This window comes from Ralstonia sp. UNC404CL21Col, assembly GCF_000620465.1.
Classification (GTDB): Bacteria; Pseudomonadota; Gammaproteobacteria; order Burkholderiales; family Burkholderiaceae; genus Ralstonia; species Ralstonia flatus.
On sequence record NZ_JIBE01000003.1, the window covers coordinates 1,190,791 to 1,208,643 of the forward strand.

The following is a 17,853-nucleotide window of genomic DNA, read 5'->3' on the forward strand; positions in this document are numbered from 1 at the left end:
ATGGACGCCAACGCGCTCTCCAATTCCGGCACGGTGCGCGCCAACGACATCGACATCCACTACCGCACCGACGGCGCAGACGGCCCATGGGTCGTGCTCGCGCACGCGCTGGGCGTCGATCACCAACTATGGGACAGCGCCGCTCAACGCCTGGCCGGCCGCTATCGCGTGCTCCGCTACGACGCACGCGGCCACGGCCAGACCAGCGCCCCGCACGGCCCCTACACGCTGTTCCAGATGGCGGACGATGTGGCCGGTCTGCTCGATGCGCTGTCGATTGAACGGGCGCATTTCGTTGGGCTGTCGATGGGCGGCATGGTCGGGCAGGTTCTGGGCGTGCGGCACCCGCAGCGGCTGCTTTCTCTCACGCTATGTGACACCGTGTGCTACACGCCTGTGTCCGCGCATCCGATGTGGGACGAACGCATCGGCCAGGTCGAAGCGCACGGCATGAGCGGCATTGTCGAACCCACCATGCAGCGTTGGCTGACCACGCCGTTTCGTGAAGCCCATCCCGACGTGGTTGAACGCATCCGGGCGTTGCTGCGCGCTACGCCGCCTCACGGCTATGTCGGCGCGTGCCTGGCCATCAAGGCGCTCGACACGCGCAGCGCGCTGGCGCGCATCGCCTGCCCGACGCTTGTCATGACCGGCGAGCAGGACACCGGCGCGCCTGTAGAAGCAGCGCGCGAGATCGCCTCGCACATTCCCGACGCACGTTTGAAAGTGATTCCGCATGCAGCGCACCTGGCCCCTATCGAACAGGAGGAGGCCTTTCTCGCCGATCTGGATGAGTTCCTCGGGCACGCGGGATGCGGAAGCCAGTGTGACACGCCATGAGGCCTGCTTGCCTTGCCGATAGTTGCAAGCGCCCCGCACACCGCCCGTCGTCCACTGGCCGAATGGCGGAAGGCCGCTTGCTCCTTTCGGTGCAGGCCCGGAAAGGTCTTGTTACGCGATCACAACGCACGTCACACATTTCGCCTCGCGTTTGCGAACTTTGTGACCGATCATGAAGCCCAAGGAACAGATGGGGCAGAACGATCATGAGGCGGGAGTTGATCGGCCCTTGAAGTCATGATGGTGGGCCCCATCTACCCGGTGCAGCAGTAGAGCAGTCCCCACAACAGCAAGACAATTGACGCCTCGGAGGTGCACCATGCAAATGATCTACAACAGCGACAACTACTGTGTTGTTGAGTTCGGTGTAGACGGCCAACACGCCATGCTGGCAGCAGGCGGCTACGAGATCGTGGACAAGAACCTCAAACGTGAGATCTTCCTCGGTGGCGAGTTGGCTGAGCATTTCCGCGAGGACGTGAAAAAGCTCATCGCCAGCGAACCGACCGTTGAAGAAGTCGACGATTTCCTCGGCAAATTCGACACAGTAATGACGCAACCCGTCACGATGCACTGAGGCATCCGCGGGCAAGACCGCCCGCCAGAACAATCCGTAAAAAACGCCCGGAGCATGGCGCTGCCGGGCGTTTTTTCATGGGTCGATCGACTATCGGGCCGATAGTTAGTTTCTAGCACTGCTCCCAGGGCAGACCGGCATGACGCCAGCCGTTGAGCGTGTTGCGATGGCGCGTGCCGTCCAGATCGCCCTCGAAGCCGTGGCGGACGACGTAGACATCGCGGAACCCCGCTTCTTCCAGGGCGTGCGCCGCCGCCGCGGAGCGATTGCCGCTCCGGCAGATCAGCACGACCGGGCGCTCGATGCCGTGGCCAGCCAATTTGCGCACGGTCGGCACGAACTCCGGATTGACCTCCCAGTGCGGGCCGTCGTTCCACGAGACGTGGTGCGCGCCGGCTGGATGCCCCACGAAAAGGTGTTCCATTTCGCTGCGGCAGTCGATAAAGAGGGCGGCGGGCGTACGCTGCAGGAACGCGTGGGCGTCTGTGGGGTCGAGCAGTTGCATGGCGGGCGTCAGAGCGGAGCAATTGGCGTGATGTCGATTATAGAAGCGCCATTGCCCACAACGGCGGCAAGTCATTGATGCGACTGGTAAAATTCGTTTTTGGCCGCAAGTTCTGAAGATTCGGCGGCCGCCGCACCCCGGAGTCCCTCCCATGACCGCGCCCCTGCCCTACACCCGTGCCGCCAACCTGCCCGCGCTGCTGCGCGAGCGCATCCTGATCCTGGACGGCGCGATGGGCACCATGATCCAGCGCTACAAGCTGAATGAGGCGCAATACCGCGGCGACCGATTTGCCGACCATCCGATCGACGTGAAGGGTAACAACGAGCTGCTGCTGCTCACCCGCCCTGACGTCATCCGCGAAATCCACGAACAGTACCTGGCCGCCGGCGCGGACCTGATCGAAACGAACACCTTCGGCGCAACGACCATCGCGCAGGAAGACTACAAGATGGCGGAGCTGGCTTACGAGATGAACGTCGTAGCCGCCCGCCTCGCACGGGAAGCCTGCGACAAATACAGCACGCCCGACAAGCCGCGCTTCGTGGCGGGCGCCTTTGGCCCCACGCCCAAGACCGCCAGCATCTCGCCCGACGTGAACGACCCGGGCGCCCGCAACGTCAGCTTCGACCAACTGCGGGACGCGTATTACGAGCAGGGCAAGGCGCTGCTCGAAGGCGGCGCGGACGTATTCCTCGTCGAGACCATCTTCGACACGCTCAACGCCAAGGCGGCGCTGTTCGCCATCGACCAGCTGTTTGAGGACACCGGCGAGCGCGTGCCCGTGATGATCTCCGGCACGGTGACCGACGCCTCGGGGCGCATTCTCTCGGGCCAGACCGTCGAGGCGTTCTGGAACAGCCTGCGCCACGCCAAGCCGATCACCTTCGGTTTGAACTGCGCGCTGGGTGCTGCGCTGATGCGTCCGTACATCGCCGAGCTGGCGAAGATCTGCGATACGGCCGTCTCGTGCTACCCCAACGCCGGCCTGCCCAACCCGATGAGCGACACGGGCTTCGATGAAACGCCTGACGTCACTTCCAGCTTGGTCGACGAGTTTGCCTCGGCCGGCCTGGTGAATCTGGTGGGCGGTTGCTGCGGCACCACGCCTGAGCACATCAAGGCGATTGCCGATCGCGTGGCCAACCGCAAGCCGCGCGCTTGGCCCGGCCAGTATCTCGAAGCCGCCTGACATGACGGCGCGCATCGACAGCACGATCCCGGTGCTGGCCTCGCTGGACCTGCAGGAATCGGCCCGCTTCTACACGGAGCGGCTCGGGTTCACGCAGGCACTCGTCGCAGACGACTACCTGATCGTGCAGCGCGATGGCACTGAAATCCATTTCTGGCTGTGCGACGACCGACGCATTGCCGAGAACACCTCCTGCTACCTGCGTGTGCCGAGCACGCAGGCGCTGTTTGAAGAATTCACCGCGCGCGGCCTCGCGCTCGCGCCGCCGGCGGTGCGTCCGTGGGGTATGAAAGAACTCTACGTGATCGACCCGCACGGCAACCTGTTGAAGCTGGGCGAATACGCCCCCGCCTGACCGAACCCGCACCATCATGACCGACCACCCCATGCGCCTTTCCGGCCTCGAGCCGTTCAACATCGGCGAGAGCACGCTGTTCGTCAACGTCGGCGAGCGCACCAACGTCACCGGGTCCAAGGCGTTTGCGCGCATGATCCTGAACAGCCAGTTCGACGAGGCGCTGGCCGTGGCGCGCCAGCAGGTCGAAAACGGCGCACAGGTCATCGACATCAACATGGACGAGGCGATGCTCGATTCCAAGGCGGCGATGGTGCGCTTCCTGAATCTGATCGCCTCGGAGCCCGATATCGCGCGCGTGCCGATCATGATCGACTCGTCCAAATGGGACGTGATCGAGGCGGGCTTGAAGTGCGTGCAGGGCAAGGCGATCGTCAACTCGATCTCGCTCAAGGAGGGCGAAGAACAGTTCGCGCACCACGCCAAGCTCATCAAGCGCTATGGCGCGGCCGCCGTGGTGATGGCGTTTGACGAGCAAGGCCAGGCCGACACGTTTGCCCGCAAGACCGAGATCTGCAAGCGCAGCTACGACTTCCTGGTCAACAAGGTCGGCTTCGCGCCGGAAGACATCATCTTCGACCCGAACATCTTTGCGGTGGCCACTGGGATCGAAGAACACAACAACTATGCGGTGGACTTCATCGAAGCCACGCGCTGGATCAAGCAGAACCTGCCGTACGCGAAGGTGAGCGGTGGCGTGTCGAACGTGTCGTTCTCGTTCCGCGGCAACGACGTGGTGCGCGAGGCGATCCACACCGTGTTCCTGTACTACGCGATTCAGGCCGGCATGGACATGGGCATCGTCAACGCCGGGCAGCTCGGCGTGTACGAGAACCTCGACCCCGAGCTGCGCGAGCGCGTGGAAGACGTGGTGCTCAACCGCCGCCCCGACGCCACCGACCGCCTGCTGGAAATCGCAGACCGCTACAAGGGCGGCGGCACAAAGCGCGAAGAAAACCTCGCCTGGCGCCAGGAGCCGGTGGAAAAGCGGCTGGCCCACGCGCTCGTGCACGGCATCACCGACTACGTGGTCGAAGACACTGAAGAAGTCCGCCAGAAGATCTTTGCCGCCGGTGGCCGTCCGATCCAGGTCATCGAAGGCCCGCTGATGGACGGCATGAACATCGTGGGCGACCTCTTCGGCGCCGGGAAGATGTTCCTGCCGCAGGTGGTGAAATCCGCCCGCGTGATGAAGCAGGCGGTGGCGCACCTGATTCCGTTCATCGAGGAAGAAAAGCGCCAGATTGCGGCGGCAGGCGGCGACGTGCGCTCGCGCGGCAAGATCGTCATCGCCACGGTCAAGGGCGACGTGCACGACATCGGCAAGAACATCGTCACCGTCGTGCTCCAGTGCAACAACTTCGAGGTCGTGAACATGGGCGTGATGGTCCCGTGTAACGACATCCTGGCCAAGGCGAAGGTGGAAGGCGCGGACATCATCGGCCTGTCGGGCCTGATTACGCCGTCGCTCGAGGAAATGGCCTACGTCGCGTCGGAAATGCAGCGCGACGAATACTTCCGCGTGAAGAAGATTCCGCTGCTGATCGGTGGCGCGACGACGAGCCGCGTGCATACCGCCGTGAAGATCGCCCCGAATTACGAAGGGCCGGTGGTTTACGTGCCGGACGCTTCGCGCTCGGTGAGCGTGGCGTCGAGCCTGCTGTCGGACGAAGGCGCCGCACGTTACGTGGAAGAACTGCACGCCGACTACGACCGCATCCGCACCCAGCACGCCAACAAGAAGGCCACGCCGATGGTGTCGCTGGCCGCCGCGCGCGCCAACAAGACGAAGATCGACTGGAGCAACTACACGCCGCCCAAGCCGAAGTTCATCGGCCGCCGCGTGTTCCGCAACTACGACCTGAACGAACTCGCGCAGTACATCGACTGGGGCCCGTTCTTCCAGACGTGGGACCTGGCCGGCAAATTCCCCGACATCCTCAACGACGAGATTGTCGGCGAATCGGCCCGCAAGGTGTTCTCCGACGGCAAGAGCATGCTCGCGCGTCTGATCGCCGGGCGCTGGCTCACGGCCAACGGCGTGATCGCGCTGTTGCCGGCCAATACCGTCAACGACGACGACATCGAAATCTACACCGACGAATCGCGCTCGGAAGTCGCGCTGACCTGGCGCAACATCCGCCAGCAGAGCGAGCGCCCGATCATCGACGGCGTGATGCGCCCGAACCGCTGCCTGGCCGATTTCATCGCACCCAAGAGCACCGGCATTGCCGACTACATCGGCCTGTTTGCCGTGACCGGCGGCATCGGGGTGCAAAAGCGTGAAGCCGCTTTTGAAGCCGACAACGACGACTACAGCGCGATCATGCTCAAGGCGCTGGCCGACCGCTTTGCCGAAGCCTTTGCCGAATGCCTGCACGCCCGCGTACGGCGCGACCTGTGGGGCTATGCCCCGAATGAAACGCTCGACAACGACGCGCTCATCCGCGAAGAGTACAAAGGCATTCGCCCCGCGCCCGGCTATCCGGCCTGCCCGGAGCACACCGTCAAGCGCGACATGTTCCGCGTGCTCGACGCGCAGGAGATCGGCATGGGCCTGACCGAGGCGCTGGCGATGACGCCCGCCGCGTCCGTCTCGGGCTTCTACCTGTCGCATCCGGACAGCACGTACTTCACGCTCGGCAAGATCGGCCAGGATCAGGTGGACGACATGATCGCCCGCAGCGGCGAAGACCGCGCCTTCGTGGAGCGCGCCCTCGCCCCAAATCTCTGATTCTGTGACAAGACGTTTAAGACATGGTGTGATCCGCACTGTGTCTTACGTCCGCAAACCCTTGCTGGCGTTGGCTTTTCCGGGGTTTCAAGAGGGGCGATCCTTACATTACAAAGGCTTACACCCCCTAACAGTCGTAACCGGAAGGGCTCCATAGACTGAACCCATTCACTCAACACACACAGAGTGATGCCGCGACGAATCCCTCGCGTGGCCGTTCAGAATGAAAGGAGTCTCTCCATGAACAAGCTGCTGATCTCCCTGTCCGCCATCGCCATCGCTGCTGCTTCGGCTTACGCCAACGCGCAAACCCCGTCGGCCGGCGCATCGCTGCAAACCAACGGCACCGCGGCCGTGGCACCGGCGCAAGGCAACGCCGGCGTGGGCCTGAAGGCCGATGCGAAGTCGGACGGCGGCGCCAAGCTGGACACCGAGTCCGCCAAGAGCCAACTGAACACCAAGGCTGAGCACGGCGCCAAGGCCGCACACGAACACAAGGCCAAGACGGAAGCCGGCGTCGACAAGACCGCCGACAAGGTCGGCAAGTCGGTCAGCAAGACCGAAAAATCGGCAGAGAAGTCGGGCAAGGCCGCAAAGGCTGATACCGCCGCCGGCCTGAGCGCCGATGCGGGCGCCAACGCCGGTGCCACGACACAGACGAAGTAAGCAATACGGCATCGCGCCGGCCAGGCCGGCGTGGCGTGGCCATCACCGGGGCGGAATTCATCCGCCCCGTTTTCTTTGGGCCTACTGGGTCAGGCACGTAGATTGCTGAACGGGAGGCATCGACATGTTGCGATTCATGCACATTCCCGAGGTCTCTTATGGAAACGCAGACAACACCCTCTCAAACCGCCAGCAAGAGGGGCCCCGTTTTGGCGCAACAGTCCGATACAATTGCTGTCGTATCGAACCAACAAGCGCAGCGCACGGAGTCGGGCAACCCGCCCAGCGCGCTCATAAGGAGCAGCATGATTCGCGTCCTGATTGCGGACGACCATGAGATCGTCCGCGCCGGCCTTCGACAGTTTCTGTCCGAAGAGCGGGACATCGAAGTCGCGGGGGAAGCGGCCAGTGGGGAAGAGGTGATGGAGCAGCTGCGCACCGGCGCCTTTGACGTCGTGGTGCTCGACATTTCCATGCCCGATCGCAACGGCATCGACACCCTCAAGCTGGCTCGCCAGCGCCATCCGGATCTGCCGGTGCTGATCCTGTCGACCTTCCCGGAAGACCAGTACGCCATCAACCTGATCCGTGCAGGCGCCTCGGGCTATCTGACCAAGGAAAGCGCGCCGGACGAGCTGGTCAAGGCCATCCGTACCGTGTCGCAAGGCCGTCGCTATGTCAGCCCGACCGTGGCCGAACTGCTGATTGGCGGCCTGGAAAAGCCGACCGACCAGCCGCTGCACCAGACGCTGTCCAAGCGCGAGTTCCAGATCTTCTGCAAGCTGGCCCGCGGACAGTCGGTATCGATCATCGCGGAAGAGCTGTTCCTGAGCGTCAAGACGGTCAGCACGTACCGCACGCGGATTCTGGAAAAGATGGGCATGAAATCCAATGCCGATCTGACTTATTACGCCATCAAGAACGGGTTGGTCGAGTAAGCCCCCGTGGGCGCCCGAAACCCTCGGCGCGCCGCAAACCCAACGGGTATGTAGGACAACGCCTGATACCACCTCGGCAACCCGCTGGCTAACATCAACCCATGCTGGATCAAGCCGTCACCCTCTCCGCCCGTGGCCTGCGTGTCCTCCTGATCGAGGACTCCCCTGTGCTTCGCGGCATGGTGCTGGAATACCTCAAGGCCTCCGCCTTCGTGGCGACGGTCGAATGGGCAGACACCGAAGATTTGGCGTTGCGCCTCCTCGAACAAGGCAACTACGACGTCGTGATCGTCGACTTGCAATTGCGGCAGGGCAACGGCTTCAAGGTCCTCCAAACGTTGCGCGATCAAGCATCGCCCAGCGTGCGTATCGTCTACACCAACCACGCGCAAGTGCCGACCTACCGGCAGCGCTGCTTTGAAGCCGGCGCCAACTATTTCTTCGACAAGTCGCTCGAGCTGGACAAGGTGTTCGAGGTCATCGAAGAGCGCGCCGGCGTCGGCCGCCCGCGCCCGCAGCCCGCGCAGCATTTCCACCCCTGAGATTCTTCGCGCGCGCAGCATCTGCCGTCGCGCCGCGCGCGCCACGCCATTTCTCACCCCAAGGAGCGTTCGATGAAGACCTTGTGTGCCGCACTTGCAGTGACGTGTATGTTCCTGGCCGGCTGCAACACCATGGCCGGCGCCGGCAAGGACATCCAGACCGGTGGTCAGAAGCTGGAGAACTCGGCCGACAACGCCAAGCAGAAGATGTAACGCCAGCGCCAGCGACGCCGGCATCAAAAACAAAAAGCCCCAATCGCGGGGCTTTTTGTTTGGGCGATGCGCCAGGGCGGGCGGCTTACACCGTCGCGCCGCCGCGGCCCGGCGCGGGCGCAATGCCGCCCGTCAGCGCCTGCATGCCCGACGGTTCATTGGCGGCACTCCGATCGAAGACGGCATCGTTCGGAGGCAACTCGACGATGATCGTCACGCCTCCGCCCGGCATTGAATCGATGACCAGCGTGCCGCCCAGCGCAATGGCACGCTGCTCCATCCCGAGCAGGCCGTGATGGCCGACCATGCGGCGCCGCTCGATGTCGGCGGGAAAGCCGCGGCCGTTGTCGCGCACGCGCAAGCGCACACCCTCTTCACCCACATCGAGCGCCACCGACACCGTGGTCGCATGCGCGTATTTCGATGCATTGGTCAGCGATTCCTGCACGATGCGATACAGCGCGATGGCCGCATCGTCGGTCAGCTTGGGCATGTCGTCGGGCAGGCTCACTTCGGTATGCCAGCCGTTGCGCGTGCCGACGTCCTCGGTCAATTGCGAGAGCGCCTCCACCAGACCCAGGTTCAGCAGGATCGTCGGGCGCAGGTCTTCGATCAGGCGGCGCTTGATCTGGATGCCCTGATCCACGTGGGCCATCACGCGCGTAATTTTTTCACTGACAGCGGGCTCGCTGGCGTGAATGCGTGAACGCAGCCAGTGCAGATCCATCTTCGTGGCGGTGAGGATGGCGCCCAATTCGTCGTGCAACTCGCGGGCCAGGCGTGTCTTCTCGTCTTCGGTCACGCGCTGCAAGTGCGCGGCGAGGTCACTCAACTGCCGCGTACGCTCACGCACCATGCGGTCGAGCTTCTGGCTTTCCTCTTCGGCCATGTCCCGCTCGCGCTCCGTCACGGCAAGACGCTTGGCGTGCTGCATGCCCAGCACCACCAGCAGGATGATGTTGACCGCCGTGATGAGCGCAATGCCGTAGCGCGAGAGCGCCAGATCGCGCTCGGCGTGCTCGAGACTGCGCGCCACGGTGGCGATCTCACGCTGACGCAATCGATCCAGCCCCTGCCGCACCGCTTCCATCGACGCCTTGCCGAAATCGGTGCGCACAAGGTCGAGCGCCACTTCCAGATCCCGCTTGCCGTAGATGAGCGTGAGTTCCATCTCGGTGAGCTTGCGGCTGACCTGCAGCGCCGTCTCCGAGAACAGCTTGAGCGCGTCCGGATCGTTGGCGTAGTGATCGCGAATTTCCGCCATCAACGCATGGATGTGCGGGATGGCCTTGTTGTACGGATCGAGGTATTCGTCCTTGCCCGTGAGCAGGAAGCCGCGCTGGCCGGCCTCGGCGTTGACCAGCTCGGCGAGCAGTTCGTTGATGGCGGTTTCAGCCTGCTGCGACTGAATCACCTGCCGATAGCCCTGGCTCAGGCGGATGTTGCCCGTCTCCGAGGCAATCAGCACCCCGAGCGTCAGCAGAATGCCGCCGGCGAGCAGCAGAGTGGAGCGCAAGGATGACCGCATGGCATGCAGACCCATAGGAAACGCGTCAAACCGCCCGACGCGGCGCGCGTTGCGTTTGTGTTTTTTTGGCACTTCGGATGATACCGCGTGGGCGCCCCGGGCGACACTTGGGGCGCACCCCGGTCAGGCACGCAATGTGCGTGGGAGTACTCCGCGGGGCGCCCGCTTCACGAAATGCGCAGTGCCCTGCATCCATCCATCCGAACCGGAGACGACAACATGCTGAAATGGGCACTCATCTTCGCCATCATTTCCCTGGTGGCCGGCGTGCTGGGCTTTACCGGCATTGCCGCAGGCGCAGCGAGTATCGCCAAGGTCCTGTTCTTCATCTTCGTAGTGCTGTTCGTGCTGTTTCTGGTGTTGGGCGTCACGGTCTTCAAGGCCGTCGATTAGCGCTACCACCCGGCTGAAGCGCGGCCCGTGTCTTGCTAAACCGTTGACACGCGGCCCGCTTTCGCAAAAGTCGAAGCGCACTCAAGACAACCGCGCCGCAGGTGTGTGCCTCCCGGCGGCGCCACGATGAGGAACCTCACCATGTCACTTTTTGCCAACCATCGCGTCCGCAGTCGAATCGATGATGTCAACGACCGCGCGCGCCGCGTCATGGACAGCGCCAGCGACGCCGTCGACCACGCCCGCAGCGCCTCCCGCCCGGCCGTGGAAGACGTCCAGAGCCTGCTGCGCTCGCTTGAAAACGCCATCCACACGTTGACCGACGAAGGCAGCGCAGAGGCCGACCGCGCCAGCCGCACGCTGCACGCGCGCGCCGACCAGTTGCGCCGCGCCGCCAATGACCGTGCCCACCAGGCCCGCGAACGCATGGATTGGGCACTCGGCCGCACGGAAGAAACCATTACCGCGGCACCGTTCAAGTCGGTAGGCGTGGCCGTGGCGATTGGCGCGGCGATCGGCCTGGTCGTGGCGCTGGCCGGCAGCGGCCGTCGCGACGCCCGCGAATAACCTCTACGCCAATCACCGCAGGAGCAACCACATGAGTCTGACCAACGTCGCCGCCCCCTCGGAAAGCGGCTTCCTCACCGACATCAAGACCTTGCGCGAACGTGCCCGCAAGCACATTGAAGAAGGTGCGGTGACCGAAGATTACAAAGCCGACCGGGAGACCGTGCTGCGGCTGCTGAATGAGGCGCTGGCGACGGAGTTGATCTGCGTGCTGCGCTACCGGCGCCACCATTTCATGGCCAAGGGCATCAACGCAGAACCGATCGCCGCAGAATTCCTGGTGCACGCCAACGAGGAACAGGGACACGCCGACAGCATCGCCGCTCGCATCGTGCAACTGGGCGGGGAGCCCAATTTCAATCCCGAAGGGCTGTCCACACGCAGCCATTCCGAATACGTCGAAGCCGACAACCTGGTCGACATGATCAAGGAAAACCTGGTGGCCGAGCGGATCGCGATCGACAGCTACCTGGAGATGATCCGCTACATCGGCGACCGGGACCCCACCACGCGGCGCGTGCTGGAGCAGATTCTGGCCGTGGAAGAAGAACACGCGGACGAGCTGTCCGACATGCTCCACGACCAATAAGACGAGACACCGGCCAGCGCCAGCCCCCCTCCCCCGCTCCCGGCCCCTGTGGCCGGATGCCCGGACCGCCCCGTTTGGCGGCCGGGCATTTTTTTGGCCCGTGCGGCGCTCAGACGCCCCAGAGCACGCTGGATTGTTCGACCAGCGACTCTTCCAGCATGTGCAGCAACGGGTACGCACGCTGCCCCAGGTGCGGCGGCTCTTCCTCGCCGTTTTCGTCCAGTTCGGACGCTGACAGCTCTGCCACCTTGATATGCGCCTGGTGGGTGTCATCCTTGATGGCACGCTTCAGACGATCGATGGCGTGGGGCATTTCTTCGGGCGTGATGACACCACGCTCGCCCAGCGTCTTGCCGATCACGCCCAGGAGCACCATGGCGAGATCCTTCTGCATCGAGAATTTTTGCGAAGCGTGCGAAGTAAAGGTGATCATGATTTCTTCGTTTCCCTTGGTTGGGTGGGCCACGGATTGCCACGACTGGGGGCGGATACGTCTGAGACCGCGGCTCACCTGATAAAATTTCGTACTTTTCCCCGAACAACGCAACTGGCGGCGCCACAACTGGATTTCAATCCATTTCAGCACTGCCGGCGTCATGGTTTCTTTATGCTGCCCTCCCACAAACAGACGATCGCCCAACTGTTGTCCGACGCCGTCGGCTCCCTGCTGCCCGAGGGCCAAGCCCGACCGGAGATCGTCCTGGAGCGCCCCAAGCAGGCCGCGCACGGCGACATCGCCTGCAACGTCGCGCTGCAGCTCGCCAAGCCGCTGGGCACCAACCCGCGCGAGCTGGCCGGCAAGATCGCCGATGCCATCCGCGCCGATGCCCGCGGCCAGCGTCTGGTGGCTGCCGTGGAAATCGCCGGCCCGGGTTTCATCAACCTGCGCCTGTCTGCCGCCGCGCGTGCCGACGTGATCGCCGCCGTGTTTGCCGAAGGCGACCGCTACGGCGCCGCCAACACGCATGACGGCGCTCCAGTGCTGGTGGAATTCGTCTCGGCCAATCCGACCGGTCCGCTGCACGTCGGCCACGGCCGTCAGGCCGCGCTGGGCGATGCGCTGGCGAGTCTGCTCGATTGGCAAGGCCACAAGGTCCACCGCGAGTTCTATTACAACGACGCCGGCGTCCAGATCCATAACCTCGCCGTCTCCGTCCAGGCCCGCGCACGCGGCTACAAGCCCGGCGACGCCAACTGGCCCGAAGCCGCCTACAACGGCGACTACATCGCCGACATCGCCGCCGATTACCTGGCAGGCAAGACCGTACGCGCCTCCGATGGCGAACCCGTGACGGGCGAGCGCGATGTGGAAAACCTCGAAGCCATCCGCCGCTTTGCGGTGACGTATCTGCGTAACGAGCAGGACATCGACCTGCAGGCCTTTGGCGTGAAGTTCGATCGTTACTACCTGGAATCGTCGCTCTACACCGAAGGCAAGGTGCAGCAGACGGTGGACGCGCTCATTGCCGCCGGCAAGACGTACGAGCAGGAAGGCGCGCTGTGGCTGCGCACGACCGACGACGGCGACGACAAGGACCGCGTCATGCGCAAGTCCGACGGCGCCTACACCTATTTCGTGCCCGACGTGGCCTACCACACGACCAAGTGGGGCCGCGGCTTCAAGCAGGTCATCAACGTGCAGGGCAGCGACCACCACGGCACCATCGCGCGCGTGCGCGCCGGCCTGCAGGGCCTGAACATCGGCATCCCGAAGGGCTACCCCGACTACGTCCTGCACAAGATGGTCACGGTGATGAAGGACGGCGCCGAGGTGAAGATCTCCAAGCGCGCCGGCTCGTACGTGACCGTGCGCGACCTGATCGAATGGTCCAACGGCGACGCTGAATCGGAATCCGGCGTCGACACCATCCGCGCCTGCGTGGAAGCCGGCGAGCCGAACTGGCCGGCGCGCTTCACGCGTGGCCGCGACGCCGTGCGCTTCTTCCTGCTGTCGCGCAAGGCCGATACCGAATTCGTCTTCGACGTCGATCTGGCGCTCAAGCAAAGCGACGAAAACCCGGTGTACTACGTGCAGTACGCCCACGCGCGCATCTGCTCGGTGTTCGAGCGCGCCGGCGTTGACGCCGCCTCGCTCACCAGCGCTGATCTGGCTGCCGTGACGGGGCCGGATGTCAGTCCGCAGGCGACGGCGCTGGTGCAACGCCTGGCCGCATTCCCCGACATGCTGGCCGACGCCGCGCGCGAGCTGGCCCCGCACGCCGTGGCCTTCTACCTGCGCGACCTGGCAGGCGATTTCCACGCGTTCTACAACGCCGATCGCGTGCTGGTCGACGACGAGGCCGTCAAGCGTGCCCGCCTGGCGCTGCTGGCTGCCACGCGTCAGGTGCTGCGCAACGGGCTGGCGGTAATCGGCGTGTCGGCGCCGCAAAAGATGTAAACGCGCACGATTTGGCATCACACGGCGCTCTTATAATCGGGCGCTTCTAGAAGGATCGACATGGCACGCAATACGCAATCTTCCCGTGCCCGCTCGCAACGGGGCGGCACGTTTCTGGGTCTGGTGCTGGGCTTGATCGTCGGTTTGGCGATCGCCGTGGTGGTGGCGGTGTACATCACCAAGGCGCCGGTACCCTTCGTGTCGCGTGGCGGCGCGCAGCCCAAGCCGAGCGAAGCGGGCAACGTGGTCAACACGCTGCCGACGCCGGTGCAGCCCGCGCCGCAAGCCAGCGCACCGCAGGCCGCTGACCCGAACGCGCCGTTGTGGAGCCGCGTGCCGGCCAAGCCGGTCGATCAGGCCCCGGATCAGAACAATCCGCCGCCGGGCATCACCATCCATCCGGCCCAGCCTGGCTCGGCCCCGCAGGTGGCAAGCGCGCCCGCCGCCAAGCCGGCCAAGCCGCCGGTCACCGCCTCCAACGAAAAGCCGGTGACGGACCCGATTGCCGAGATCGCCCGCCAAGATGCCGCCAAGACGGGCTACTTCCTGCAAGTGGGCGCTTACAAATCGTCCGAAGATGCCGAGCGCCAGAAGGGCAATCTGGCCATGCAGGGCTTTGAAGCCAAGGTGACGCAGCGCGAGGTGAACGGCACCACGATGTATCGCGTGCGCCTGGGGCCGTTCAATTCGCTCGATGAGATGACCGCCGTGCGCGGCCGCCTGCAGTCGACCGGCGTGGAATCGTCGGTCATTCGCTTCGCTCGCCAGTAACGTCAAGTCGTGCAGCCCGCTGTGAACCCGGCGGGCTGTGATCGGTCAGAAACCTGAGTCTCAGTGACGCTGACAGCGGCGTCTGTCGGTTCTGCGCTGGATTTCGCTGGTTTTTCCGTCGCTTCGTCCAGTTCGTCGTCTAATTCGTCGTCCATTCACCATGAAAAAACTCGCTGCTTTCCTGATCGCCCTCGCCACTGGCGCCGGCTTCCTGATGACCGCGCCGGCCAACGCCGCGCCCACCGCCGGCAAGGAATACAAAGTGCTGCAAACGCCGCAGCCCGTGCCCGCAGGCAAGATCGAAGTGACCGAGTTCTTCTGGTACGGCTGCCCGCACTGCTACGACTTTGAAAACACCTGGACGGCGTGGGTCGCCAAGCAAGGCAAGGACGTCGTGATCAAGCGCGTGCCGGTGGCCTTCAATGCCAAGCTGGAACCGCATACGCGCATCTATTACACGCTGGAAGCGCTCGGCAAGCTCGACGCCAAGGACGCCAGCGGCAAGACGCTGCATGACCGCGTGTTCGACCAGCTGCACAAGAACTACCGCTCGATGTCCGAACTGGATGACATTGCAAAGTTCATGGCCGCCAACGGCGTCGACGAGAAGCAGTTCCGCGACACCTACAACTCGTTCAGTGTGAACGCCAATACCAAACGCGCCGCGCAACTGGCCGATCAGTACAAGATCGAAGGCGTGCCGACCGTCGTTGTGCAGGGCAAGTACACCACGTCGCCGGCAGATGCCGGCAGCAACGTGGGCGCCGCCCAGACGCTCGACTACCTCGTCGACCAGGTGCGCAACCGCAAGATGTGACCGGTTGCCGCGTTTCCGGGCATCCGCCCGGGCGTGACACCGCCATCGACGCCCGCCCCTGTGCGGGCGTTTTTTGTGCGTCGGCCTTCTTCACACCAACAGGACATCGACATGAGCGAGACCGTCTTCATCACCGGCGCTTCCAGCGGCATCGGCCAAGCCTTGGCACGTCAATACGCAGCGCAAGGCGCCACGATCGGGCTGGTCGCGCGGCGTGTCGACGTGCTGCACGAATTTGTCCAGACGCTGCCGGCCGGCATCCAGAGCCGCTGCCATTGCTACGCCGCCGACGTGCGCAGCGCCGAATCGATGCGCGACGTGGCCAGCGCATTCATCGCCACGGTCGGCGTGCCCGACGTGGTGATCGCCAACGCCGGCATCTCGGTCGGTACGGACTTGCGCGAACCGGGCGACCTGAAAGCCTTTGCAGCGGTAATGGACACCAACTGGATGGGCGTGCTCAACACGTTCCAGCCGTTCGTCACGCCGATGCTGGCACGCGCCAAACCTGGGCGGCCCGGCGGCACGCTGGTCGGCGTTGCCAGCGTGGCGGGCGTGCGCGGCCTGCCCGGTGCGGCGGCCTACAGCGCGTCCAAATCGGCGGTCATCAAACTGATGGAGAGCCTGCGCGTGGAGTTCAGCCCGTTGGGCTTGCGCGTCGTGACGATCGCCCCCGGCTACATCCGCACGCCGATGACCGAACACAACCCGTATCCGATGCCCTTCCTGATGCCGGTGGACCGCTTCGCGCAAAAAGCCGTGAATGCGATCCGTCGCGGCGTGCGCTTCACGGTGCTGCCTTGGCCGATGGGCATCGTTGCCAAGCTGCTGCACGTGCTGCCGCGCGGGCTCTATGACTTTGCGTTTGCGCGCGCCGGGCGCAAACCCCGCAACCCCGAGATTTCGTCATGACTTACACCGATGCGGCTGGGCTTGCCCACGCCCCCGTCGACACCGCACCGCGCATCGCCAGCCTGGTGCCTTCGATTACCGATCTGCTGTTCTCGCTCGACCTGGGCGATCAGCTCGTCGCCCGCACCGGCTTCTGCATCCACCCGCGCGAAGCGGTGCGCAACGTGCCCAAGGTTGGCGGCACCAAGACCGTCAAACTCGACAAGTTGCGCGAGCTGGCCCCCACGCACGTCATCGTCAACATTGACGAGAACACGCGCCCGACCGTCGACAAGCTGCGCGAGTTCATCCCGCACATCATCGTCACGCATCCTTGCTCGCCCGAAGACAATCTCGCGCTGTACCAGCTGCTCGGCGGCATCTTTCGCCGCGAAGCGCAGGCGCAAAAGTTATCCGATGCGCTGACGCAGGAGCTGGAGGCGCTGCGCGGCCGCCACTTCCTGCCGCATCGCGTGCTGTACGCCATCTGGCAAGACCCGTGGATGACGGTGTCGCGCGATACGTACATCTCGCGCATGCTCAAACTCGTGAACTGCCACACCTGGCCCGACGATCCGGCGCCCGTGCAATGCGGCACCGACAAGAGCGGCGATTGCGCCCGCCCCAACCGCCCCGACACGCGCTACCCGACGTTCCGCTGGAGCGATGACGTCGTGCGCAACATCGACTGCGTGCTGCTCTCCACCGAGCCTTACAGCTTTACCGAAGAGCATGTCGACGCGCTGGAAAAGCAGATCGGCAAGCCGGTCTATCTCGTCGATGGCGAGATGGTGTCGTGGTACGGCAGCCGCGCGATCGAGGGTGTGCGGTACCTGGGGCAATTTGCGAAGACGTTGCGTTAGACCTTCCAGCGGCCCACAAAAAAAGAACCCGCCAATTGGCGGGTTTTTTGTTGGTCGGAGCGATGCGTTATCGCACAAACCCATAGTCGTACTCCACCTTGGCAATGCGCAGGTGGTACGACGCATACCACTGCTCGCGCCCCAGCTTCTGCGCGGCAAGGTGGTCGCTCTGGTTCTTCCATTCGCGAATGGCTTCCAGCGACGACCAATACGACACAGTGATGCCCGGCCTCCCTTGGTCGCCGGCCAGCTCATCGCGTACGGATTCGATGCCGAGAAAGCCCGGCATGCTGCGGGCCAGCTCCACCATACGGTCAGCCATGGCGCCGTAGCCGTTGTCGCCCTCGGTGCGGGTGGAAGCGAAGATCACGGCGTAATACGGCGCAGTCGGCGTTTGCGCGGGAAACGGCAAGACGACGGCGCTGTCGTCGAGAACGTCATGCTGGTCAGCCATGGGCGGCTCCGTTGAAAGGC

21 protein-coding genes are annotated in these 17,853 nt (G+C 64.1%); 17 read left to right on the plus strand and 4 right to left on the minus strand.

Going from position 1 to position 17,853, the window contains the following annotated elements:
• Window positions 1–840: a 3-oxoadipate enol-lactonase gene (gene pcaD, locus N511_RS0105710; RefSeq protein ID WP_027678412.1), complete on the plus strand. Its 840-nt coding sequence runs from the start codon at window positions 1–3 to the stop codon at window positions 838–840.
• A 319-nt stretch (window positions 841–1,159) separates the two neighbouring features.
• Window positions 1,160–1,417, plus strand: coding sequence for a BTH_I0359 family protein (locus N511_RS0105715; RefSeq protein ID WP_012760982.1), 258 nt, complete (start codon window positions 1,160–1,162; stop codon window positions 1,415–1,417).
• 112 nt (window positions 1,418–1,529) lie between these two features.
• Here N511_RS0105715 and N511_RS0105720 read toward each other — a convergent pair whose 3' ends face one another.
• Window positions 1,530–1,922, minus strand: a complete 393-nt coding sequence (locus tag N511_RS0105720) for a rhodanese-like domain-containing protein (RefSeq protein ID WP_027678413.1) — start codon at window positions 1,920–1,922, stop codon at window positions 1,530–1,532.
• A 151-nt stretch (window positions 1,923–2,073) separates the two neighbouring features.
• On the opposite strand from N511_RS0105720, the gene N511_RS0105725 reads away from it, so the two are divergent.
• The 7 genes from N511_RS0105725 to N511_RS0105755 all read left to right on the plus strand — a co-directional run bounded on the left by N511_RS0105725 (window position 2,074) and on the right by N511_RS0105755 (window position 8,562).
• Window positions 2,074–3,114: a homocysteine S-methyltransferase family protein gene (locus tag N511_RS0105725; protein ID WP_027678414.1), complete on the plus strand. Its 1,041-nt coding sequence runs from the start codon at window positions 2,074–2,076 to the stop codon at window positions 3,112–3,114.
• A gap of 1 nt (window position 3,115) precedes the next feature.
• Entirely contained in the window at window positions 3,116–3,469 is a 354-nt protein-coding gene (locus N511_RS0105730) for a bleomycin resistance protein (protein ID WP_027678415.1), read from the plus strand.
• A gap of 16 nt (window positions 3,470–3,485) precedes the next feature.
• Window positions 3,486–6,203 (plus strand): methionine synthase, encoded by a 2,718-nt coding sequence (metH, locus tag N511_RS0105735; protein WP_027678416.1) that lies wholly within the window; start codon window positions 3,486–3,488, stop codon window positions 6,201–6,203.
• A 240-nt stretch (window positions 6,204–6,443) separates the two neighbouring features.
• A complete protein-coding gene (locus tag N511_RS0105740) occupies window positions 6,444–6,869 on the plus strand; it encodes a hypothetical protein (RefSeq protein WP_027678417.1) in 426 nt (141 codons plus the stop codon).
• Between the two features lie 305 nt (window positions 6,870–7,174).
• The gene (locus N511_RS0105745; RefSeq protein ID WP_009277190.1) at window positions 7,175–7,807 is read left to right on the plus strand and encodes a response regulator; all 633 of its coding nucleotides are present in this window, start codon (window positions 7,175–7,177) and stop codon (window positions 7,805–7,807) included.
• A 101-nt stretch (window positions 7,808–7,908) separates the two neighbouring features.
• A complete protein-coding gene (locus tag N511_RS0105750; RefSeq protein ID WP_027678418.1) occupies window positions 7,909–8,349 on the plus strand; it encodes a response regulator in 441 nt (146 codons plus the stop codon).
• 72 nt (window positions 8,350–8,421) lie between these two features.
• Entirely contained in the window at window positions 8,422–8,562 is a 141-nt protein-coding gene (locus N511_RS0105755; RefSeq protein WP_004633731.1) for an entericidin A/B family lipoprotein, read from the plus strand.
• 85 nt (window positions 8,563–8,647) lie between these two features.
• Here the strand turns inward: N511_RS0105755 and N511_RS0105760 are convergent, their stop codons facing one another.
• Window positions 8,648–10,090: a sensor histidine kinase gene (locus N511_RS0105760; RefSeq protein ID WP_027678419.1), complete on the minus strand. Its 1,443-nt coding sequence runs from the start codon at window positions 10,088–10,090 to the stop codon at window positions 8,648–8,650.
• 219 nt (window positions 10,091–10,309) lie between these two features.
• Here N511_RS0105760 and N511_RS24730 point away from each other — a divergent pair, with 219 nt between their 5' ends.
• The 3 genes from N511_RS24730 to N511_RS0105775 all read left to right on the plus strand — a co-directional run bounded on the left by N511_RS24730 (window position 10,310) and on the right by N511_RS0105775 (window position 11,639).
• Window positions 10,310–10,483, plus strand: coding sequence for a DUF1328 family protein (locus N511_RS24730; RefSeq protein ID WP_004633727.1), 174 nt, complete (start codon window positions 10,310–10,312; stop codon window positions 10,481–10,483).
• Between the two features lie 141 nt (window positions 10,484–10,624).
• Window positions 10,625–11,050 carry a DUF883 family protein gene (locus N511_RS0105770; RefSeq protein ID WP_027678420.1) on the plus strand — a complete coding sequence of 142 codons (426 nt, stop codon included), beginning with the start codon at window positions 10,625–10,627 and terminating at the stop codon, window positions 11,048–11,050.
• A 31-nt stretch (window positions 11,051–11,081) separates the two neighbouring features.
• On the plus strand, window positions 11,082–11,639 hold the full coding sequence (locus N511_RS0105775; RefSeq protein WP_027678421.1) for a ferritin-like domain-containing protein: 558 nt from the start codon (window positions 11,082–11,084) through the stop codon (window positions 11,637–11,639).
• A gap of 109 nt (window positions 11,640–11,748) precedes the next feature.
• Here the strand turns inward: N511_RS0105775 and N511_RS0105780 are convergent, their stop codons facing one another.
• Complete coding sequence (locus N511_RS0105780) at window positions 11,749–12,072, minus strand: DUF1840 domain-containing protein (RefSeq protein WP_012760972.1); 324 nt, start codon at window positions 12,070–12,072, stop codon at window positions 11,749–11,751.
• A 174-nt stretch (window positions 12,073–12,246) separates the two neighbouring features.
• Between N511_RS0105780 and argS the strand changes: the two genes are divergently transcribed.
• From argS to N511_RS0105805, 5 genes are all read left to right on the plus strand, one after another.
• Complete coding sequence (gene argS, locus N511_RS0105785) at window positions 12,247–14,037, plus strand: arginine--tRNA ligase (RefSeq protein ID WP_027678422.1); 1,791 nt, start codon at window positions 12,247–12,249, stop codon at window positions 14,035–14,037.
• Window positions 14,038–14,097: 60 nt separating this feature from the next.
• Window positions 14,098–14,808, plus strand: coding sequence for an SPOR domain-containing protein (locus N511_RS0105790; protein WP_027678423.1), 711 nt, complete (start codon window positions 14,098–14,100; stop codon window positions 14,806–14,808).
• Between the two features lie 160 nt (window positions 14,809–14,968).
• The gene (locus tag N511_RS0105795) at window positions 14,969–15,625 is read left to right on the plus strand and encodes a thiol:disulfide interchange protein DsbA/DsbL (RefSeq protein WP_004633713.1); all 657 of its coding nucleotides are present in this window, start codon (window positions 14,969–14,971) and stop codon (window positions 15,623–15,625) included.
• A 111-nt stretch (window positions 15,626–15,736) separates the two neighbouring features.
• Window positions 15,737–16,537 (plus strand): SDR family oxidoreductase, encoded by an 801-nt coding sequence (locus N511_RS0105800; RefSeq protein ID WP_027678424.1) that lies wholly within the window; start codon window positions 15,737–15,739, stop codon window positions 16,535–16,537.
• Complete coding sequence (locus tag N511_RS0105805; RefSeq protein ID WP_027678425.1) at window positions 16,534–17,379, plus strand: helical backbone metal receptor; 846 nt, start codon at window positions 16,534–16,536, stop codon at window positions 17,377–17,379. Before N511_RS0105800 ends, N511_RS0105805 begins: the two co-directional genes overlap by 4 nt.
• Before the next feature lie 67 nt (window positions 17,380–17,446).
• Here the strand turns inward: N511_RS0105805 and N511_RS0105810 are convergent, their stop codons facing one another.
• A complete protein-coding gene (locus N511_RS0105810) occupies window positions 17,447–17,833 on the minus strand; it encodes an antibiotic biosynthesis monooxygenase family protein (protein ID WP_027678426.1) in 387 nt (128 codons plus the stop codon).
• Window positions 17,834–17,853: the final 20 nt, after the last annotated feature.